7 protein-coding genes and 2 pseudogenes are annotated in these 6343 nt (G+C 70.1%); 8 read left to right on the plus strand and 1 reads right to left on the minus strand.

Annotation, left to right across the window (positions count from 1 at the left end; genetic code table 11):
* The coding region (locus tag I53_RS07190; protein ID WP_043348431.1) for a CmpA/NrtA family ABC transporter substrate-binding protein at positions 1 to 898 on the plus strand (898 nt) is incomplete at its 5' end.
* Positions 899 to 901: 3 nt separating this feature from the next.
* Positions 902 to 1102: pseudogene (locus I53_RS31035) on the plus strand (nitrate ABC transporter, permease protein); the annotation flags it as partial.
* 1 nt (position 1103) lies between these two features.
* Here the strand turns inward: I53_RS31035 and I53_RS31040 are convergent.
* Positions 1104 to 1313, minus strand: a pseudogene (locus I53_RS31040) (outer membrane protein assembly factor BamE); the annotation flags it as partial.
* A 155-nt stretch (positions 1314 to 1468) separates the two neighbouring features.
* On the opposite strand from I53_RS31040, the gene I53_RS07195 reads away from it, so the two are divergent.
* The 6 genes from I53_RS07195 (at position 1469) to I53_RS07220 (ending at position 6066) form a co-directional block, all read left to right on the plus strand.
* Positions 1469 to 2038: a ubiquinol-cytochrome C chaperone family protein gene (locus I53_RS07195; protein WP_043348434.1), complete on the plus strand. Its 570-nt coding sequence runs from the start codon at positions 1469 to 1471 to the stop codon at positions 2036 to 2038.
* Positions 2035 to 2550, plus strand: a complete 516-nt coding sequence (locus I53_RS07200; protein ID WP_043348436.1) for a DUF177 domain-containing protein — start codon at positions 2035 to 2037, stop codon at positions 2548 to 2550. The genes I53_RS07195 and I53_RS07200 overlap by 4 nt, the downstream gene beginning before the upstream one ends.
* Positions 2551 to 2695: 145 nt before the next feature.
* Positions 2696 to 3730: a phosphate acyltransferase PlsX gene (gene plsX / locus I53_RS07205; RefSeq protein WP_043348438.1), complete on the plus strand. Its 1035-nt coding sequence runs from the start codon at positions 2696 to 2698 to the stop codon at positions 3728 to 3730.
* A gap of 104 nt (positions 3731 to 3834) precedes the next feature.
* A complete protein-coding gene (locus I53_RS07210) occupies positions 3835 to 4842 on the plus strand; it encodes a beta-ketoacyl-ACP synthase III (RefSeq protein ID WP_051044714.1) in 1008 nt (335 codons plus the stop codon).
* 166 nt (positions 4843 to 5008) lie between these two features.
* On the plus strand, positions 5009 to 5329 hold the full coding sequence (locus tag I53_RS07215; protein ID WP_043348440.1) for an integration host factor subunit alpha: 321 nt from the start codon (positions 5009 to 5011) through the stop codon (positions 5327 to 5329).
* 245 nt (positions 5330 to 5574) lie between these two features.
* Positions 5575 to 6066 (plus strand): MerR family transcriptional regulator, encoded by a 492-nt coding sequence (locus I53_RS07220; RefSeq protein ID WP_043348443.1) that lies wholly within the window; start codon positions 5575 to 5577, stop codon positions 6064 to 6066.
* Positions 6067 to 6343: the final 277 nt, after the last annotated feature.

Genomic DNA, 6343 nt, shown 5'->3' on the forward strand with positions numbered 1-6343 from the left:
CGCGCCGATGCCGATCGCGATCACGCTCGGCCTCGGCTCGAATCCCGTTCCCTTCGCGGTGCCGGCGATCGAGAACGTCAACGGCCAGGCGATCTGCCTCGCCAACAAGCACAAGGACAATCGCGACCCGAAGAACTGGAAGGGCTTCAAACTCGCCATCCCGTTCGACTACTCGAACCACAACTACTTGCTGCGCTATTACTTGGCCGAGCACGGCATCGATCCCGACACCGACGTGCAGCTCCGCTCGGTGCCGCCGCCCGAGATGGTCGCGAACCTGCGCGCCGACAACATCGACGGCTTCCTGGCGCCGGACAACATCGTCCAGCGCGCGGTCTACGACGGCGTCGGCTTCATCCACGTGCTGTCGAAGGAGATCTGGGACGGGCATCCCTGCTGCTCGTTCTCGGTCGCGCAGGACACGATCCGCGAGATGCCGAACGCCACGGCCGCGCTCCTGCGCGCCATCCTCCAGGCGACCGCCTACGCCTCGCGGCTGGAGAACCGCAAGGAGATCGCCGCCGCAATCGCGCCCGCGAACTACCTGAACCAGCCGCTCACCGTCGTGGAGCAAGTCCTGACCGGCACCTACGCGGACGGCCTCGGCAGCGTCAGGAAGGATCCGCGGCGGGTCGCCTTCGACCCGTTCCCGTACGAGAGCTTCGCGATCTGGACGCTGACCCAGATGAAGCGCTGGGGCCAGATCAAGGGCGATGTCGACTACGCCGCCGTAGCGAGGCAGGTCTACCGCGCCACCGATGCCGCCAAGCTGATGAAGCAGGACGGCCTCGCCCCGCCGGAAGCCACCACGAAGACGTTCGTGGTGATGGGCAAGCCCTTCGATCCGGCCAAGCCCCAGGAATACCTGGATTCCTCAAGATCAAAGCGCGCGAGCTGAGTCATGCAACGCACCCTGACCCTGCGCGCCGGCATCCTCTCCCTGGCGCTCCTCGCGGTGATCCTACTCGGCTGGCAGGTCGCGGTGAGCGGCACGGCCAAGACCGAGGCGATGGATCCGGAATACGCGGCCCTGATGGGTCAGTCGGCCACCACCGGCAAGTCGGCCATGCCCGGCCCCCTGGATGTCGGGGCGACCATCTGGGGGACTTGTTGCCCACGGTGGACACCGTCGACGGCGTGCCGAGGATCTGCAGGACCTGCTCGGGGCTCATGCCGGGCTTGATCGTGGCGAGTGCCGCCTGGTCGACCTGATAGCCGTGACGCAGCTCCTCGCCGATGCAGCCGGACAGGCCGGTTCCCGCAAGGCCGAGCAGGGCGAGGCGCGCGAAGGACTGGACGAGACGGCGCCGCATCGGGCCCCCAGAGAGCGTGTTGACGGACGGGGCGCAACCGTCGTCGCCGACACGGGGCTCCGACGGCGCTTGCGCCCTGGGCGTGGGTTGCCGTACCGCGGGGTTATGGCTTTGACAAGGCAAGCTTGGCCACAGATGGCCGGGGTTCGGCACCGATGATCGCCGGGTTGTTCCGGCGCGCGAGCGCGCGGCGCCGCGCCGTCGAGGGACTGCACGTGGCCTTGAGCATGGCCGCGCGCCGGCCGGGCCTCTACACGCGCCTCGGCGTGCCCGATACCGTGGAGGGCCGGTTCGAGGCCCTCTGCCTGCACGCGATCCTGGTCCTGCGCCGGCTGAACCGGTTGCCGGCGCCGGCGTCCGAGGTGGCCCAGGATCTCGTGAATTCGGTCTTCACCCAGCTCGACGCCTCGCTGCGCGAACTCGGTGTCGGCGACATGGGCGTGTCCAAGCGGATGAAGAAGCTCGGCGCCGCCTTTTACGGCCGGGCCGAGGGCTACGATGCCGCCCTGGAGGCCGGCGACGCGGCGGCGCTGCGCGCCGTTCTCGTCCGCAACGTGCTGGGCGGCGAGGGTGACGGGCGCGGTCTTGCCGCCTACGTGCAGTCCGCCGACGCCGCCCTCGCCGGCGCCGATCTGGACGGGCTGCTCGGGGCCGGGCCGCCCTTCCCGGAGCCGGACGGCTTCGCGCCGGCATCGGTCCACGCTGGAGATGGAGGAAATTCATGACCCGCCACGCCGGCCAGGAGGGCTTTCCCCTCGCGCGCTGGGTCAATGTCGAGCGCCTGCCCCAGGGGCGCGGCGCCGTCACCGTGGAGGCGAGCCCGGCCGAATGCGCGGCGCTCGCCGCCGATTTCGGCATCCCCGGGATCCGCGATCTGGTCGGGCGCTTCGCCATCGAGGGGCCGACCAGCCGTCTCACCGTGACCGGCGCGGTGGAAGCCCTGGTGACGCAGGTCTGCACCGTGAGCCTCGAACCCTTCGAGGCGCCGGTCCATGAACCGGTCGAGGTGGTGTTCACCGATACCGACCAGCTCGCCGGCACCGAGGCCGAGGAAGCCGACATCCCCGACCCGCTGGTCGGCGGCCGCATCGATTTCGGTGCGCTCACCGCCGAGTTCCTGGCGCTCGGCCTCGATCCCTATCCGCGCAAGCCCGGCATCACCTTCGAGCCGGTGGTGGCGGGCGACGATGCGGGGCCCCTCGACGGCCTGCGCAAGCTCCGCGACGGCGGAGCCTGAGGCCGCCGGCGACCGCCCGGAAGCCCGCGCCGCCCGAATTCATTTGCCCGCCGGGCCGGTATCGCTATGGTCCGCCGCGCCCGGCGGGCCCCGTCCCGCCGACGTCTGAACCCTTTCCCGCCGAGACCCGCGACCCGCTACCGACATGTCCCAACGCGTGTGCATCTCGCTCGACGCCATGGGTGGCGACCACGGGCCCACCACGGTCGTGCCCGGCGCAGCCCTGGCCCGGGAGCGTCATCCCGGCACCACCTTCCTGATGTTCGGCGACGAGGCCGTGATCGCGCCGCTGGTCGCCAAGGAGCCCCGGCTCAAGGATTGCGTCGAGATCCGCCACACCAGCGTGGCCGTGGCCATGGACGACAAGCCCAGCCAGGCGGTGCGCCAGGGCCGGGGCAAATCGTCCATGTGGCAGGCGATCCAGGCGGTGCGCGACGGGCAGGCCGATGCCTGCGTGTCGGCCGGCAACACCGGCGCCCTGATGGCGATGTCGAAGATCTGCCTGAAGACCATGTCGGGCATCGAGCGTCCGGCCATCGCCTGCCTGTGGCCGACCGTGCGCGGCGAGAGCGTCGTGCTCGACGTCGGCGCCACCATCGGCACGGATGCCGAGCACCTCGTCGAGATGGCCGTGATGGGCTCCGCCATGGCCCGGATCGTGTTCGACCTCGACCGGCCCACCGTCGGCCTGCTCAATGTCGGCACCGAGGAGATGAAGGGCAACGAGGCGGTCAAGGAGGCCGCCCGGATCCTGCGCGAGATGGAGAGCCCCGGCCTCACCTATCACGGCTTCGTCGAAGGCACCGATCTCGGGCGCGGCACCGTCGACGTGGTGGTGACCGAGGGGTTCACCGGCAACATCGCCCTCAAGACCGCCGAGGGCACCGCCAAGCAGATCGGCACGTATCTCCGCGCCGCCATGACCCGGACGCTGGCCGCCAAGATCGGCGCCCTGTTCGCCCGGCAGGCCTTCAAGGCCCTCAAGGACAAGATGAACCCGAGCCGGGCCAATGGCGGGGTGTTCCTCGGCCTCGAAGGCATCGTCATCAAGAGCCACGGTTCGGAGAATGCGCAGGGCTTCGCCGCGGCGATCGATCTGGCGCACGACATGGCGCGCCATGACATGATCCGCACGATCCGCGAGATGCTCGACCAGACCGCGGCGCTGGCGCCGGCGTGACGCCGGTGCCGGACTGAGCCCCGTCGACGGATGGGATGGAAATCGGACGGCTGCGGCTTCACAACTGGAAATTGTGAATCTGGCGTCGTCCGGGAAGGACAATGATGGCAACCCTCCGCACTGACCCCGAGCCGCACCGGCGCGCGCCCCCTCTGCGCTCGGTGGTGGTGGGGACCGGATCGAGCCTGCCCGCACGGGTGGTGACGAATGCCGATCTGGCCGAGCAGATGGACACCTCCGACGCGTGGATCGTCCAGCGGACCGGGATCCGCCAGCGGCACATCGCGGCCGCCGACGAGACCACCTCGGTCCTCGGCGCGCGCGCGGCCCGGGCCGCCCTGGAGGATGCCGGCCTGACCGCCGACGACATCGACCTCGTGATCTGTGCCACCTCGACGCCGGACCACACCTTTCCGGCGACCGCGACCCAGATCCAGGCGGCGCTGGGTATCCATCAGGGCGCGGCCTTCGACCTGCAGGCGGTCTGTGCCGGCTTCGTCTTCGCGGTCTCGACCGCCGACAAGTTCCTGACCACGGGCGCGGCCCGCCGTGCGCTGGTGGTCGGCGCCGAGACCTTCTCGCGGATCGTCGACTGGGAGGACCGCACCACCTGCGTGCTGTTCGGCGACGGGGCCGGCGCCATCGTGCTGCAGGCGCAGGACGAGGCCGGGGACCGCGGCGTGCTCAGCGCGAGCCTGCGGTCGGACGGGCGCCACCGGGAGAAGCTCTATGTTGACGGCGGTCCGGGTTCCACCGGCACCACCGGCCACCTGCGCATGGAGGGCCGCGACGTGTTCCGGTTCGCCGTGGGGCAGGTCACCGACGTGATCGTCGAGGCTTTCGCGCAGGCGGGCGTCACCGCGGAGGAGCTCGACTGGTTCGTGCCGCATCAGGCCAATCGCCGGATCATCGAGGCCTCGGCCGACAAGATCGGAATCGCCCGGGAGAAGATCGTGCTGACGGTGGACCGCCACGGCAACACGTCGGCGGCCTCGATTCCCCTGGCCCTCGACGTGGCGCGGCGGGACGGTCGCATCCAGGCGGGCGACCTCGTGATGATCGAGGCGATCGGCGGCGGGTTCAGCTGGGGTGCGGCGCTGATCCGCTGGTGAGGCTTCGGGCGGGCGCCTGAAACGATTCGCGGCCCCGCTGCGGTTGACCGGGGGCGGAGCGCCGATTAGCGTGCCGGATCATAGGGATACGCCTTCAGCGTTTGGTGTGGCCGCGCGTGCCGCACCATGCGTCATGGGGCGAAGGATGCGGGCGAGGGGACACGGCATGGCAGGCAAGACGGTGACGCGCGCCGACTTGAGCGAGGCCGTCTACCATCAGGTGGGCCTGTCGCGGACCGAGTCGGCCGCCCTCGTCGAGACCGTGCTGTCGGAGATCTGCAGCTGCCTGGCGAGCGGCGAGACGGTGAAGCTGTCCTCGTTTGGCTCCTTCGTGGTGCGCAGCAAGGGCAAGCGCGTCGGTCGCAACCCCAAGACCGGGGTCGAGGTCGCGATCGAGCCGCGGCAGGTGATGGTGTTCAAGCCGTCCAACGTGCTCAAGGCCAAGATCAACGGCCTGAACGGCACGGGCGTTCACGACGACGATTGAGCGGGGCCGCGTGCGGGGCCGCCTCCTGCGCGGCCTGCGCCCCGGAACGGGCTGCGGTTCATCCTGCCCCGCCCTTGTCCCGGATGCCCGCAAGGTCGCGGACGGTGAACGGAAGCCCGGCACACGACGCACCGCACAAGCGGCACCCGCTCCAAACGCCGCCGGATTCCTCAGCCTCTCAGGCTTGAGTGCGACCCTGCGACCGGTCAAGATCGGGGCGTTCCGAGCCCATTCGCAAGACACCCATGCCGCCAGCCCTCGCCGCCGCACAGACCGACGAACCGCCGACCGGGATCGGCGAGAAGAGCGCCCATGCGTTCCGGACGATCAGCGAGGTGGCCGAAGAACTCGACGTGCCCCAGCACGTGCTGCGGTTCTGGGAGACCCGCTTTGGCCAGATCCGTCCCGTGAAGCGGGCGGGTGGACGGCGCTATTATCGGCCCCAAGATGTCGAGCTGGTGGCGGGTATCCGGCATCTCCTGCACGTGCAGCGCTACACCATCGCGGGGGCGCAGCGGGTCCTCAAGGAGAACGGCGTCCGCTTCGTGCAGGCGGTCGGCCGCGGCGAGGCCGTGGCGGCCGAACCCCTGATTCAGGAGGTCGAGACGGAGGCGGGCGCCCGGTCCGGCACTCTCGGAGCCTCCGACCGGGCGTCCCTGGCCGAAGCCCTGGAGGAATTGCGGGCCTGCCGCGCCCTGCTCGATGGCCTGCGCGAGATGCCCGACCTGGAGGCCTGACATGGAGGCCTGACCGGCCCAGCCTGACCGTGTCGGCACGACCGCGCGATCCGACACGCGGCCAGCGAACTTTCCGGCGACAACCTGCGTTGTCGCCCGCATGGCCGCGCCCAAACCCAAGTTGACGCCCAGCCAGGAACTGATGGCCCGCATCATGCGGATCGTCCGCACATGCCCGGAGGCGGCTTCCGAAGTCCTGGAACTGATGTTCCTCGTCAGCCAGATCGAGGCGGCTACCGGCGTCGACCGCGAGTACCGCGACGCCAAGCGCGTGATC

It is taken from the genome of Methylobacterium sp. B1, from assembly GCF_000333255.1.
Lineage (GTDB): Bacteria > Pseudomonadota > Alphaproteobacteria > Rhizobiales > Beijerinckiaceae > Methylobacterium > Methylobacterium fujisawaense.

Excerpts from the sequence above, each read along its gene's own strand:
- I53_RS07195 (WP_043348434.1), top strand. The coding sequence starts at position 1,469 with ATGATCGCCGGGTTGTTCCGGCGCGCGAGCGCGCGGCGCCGCGCCGTC.
- I53_RS07200 (WP_043348436.1), top strand. The coding sequence starts at position 2,035 with ATGACCCGCCACGCCGGCCAGGAGGGCTTTCCCCTCGCGCGCTGGGTC.
- plsX (WP_043348438.1), top strand. The coding sequence starts at position 2,696 with ATGTCCCAACGCGTGTGCATCTCGCTCGACGCCATGGGTGGCGACCAC.
- I53_RS07210 (WP_051044714.1), top strand. The coding sequence starts at position 3,835 with ATGGCAACCCTCCGCACTGACCCCGAGCCGCACCGGCGCGCGCCCCCT.
- I53_RS07215 (WP_043348440.1), top strand. The coding sequence starts at position 5,009 with ATGGCAGGCAAGACGGTGACGCGCGCCGACTTGAGCGAGGCCGTCTAC.
- I53_RS07220 (WP_043348443.1), top strand. The coding sequence starts at position 5,575 with ATGCCGCCAGCCCTCGCCGCCGCACAGACCGACGAACCGCCGACCGGG.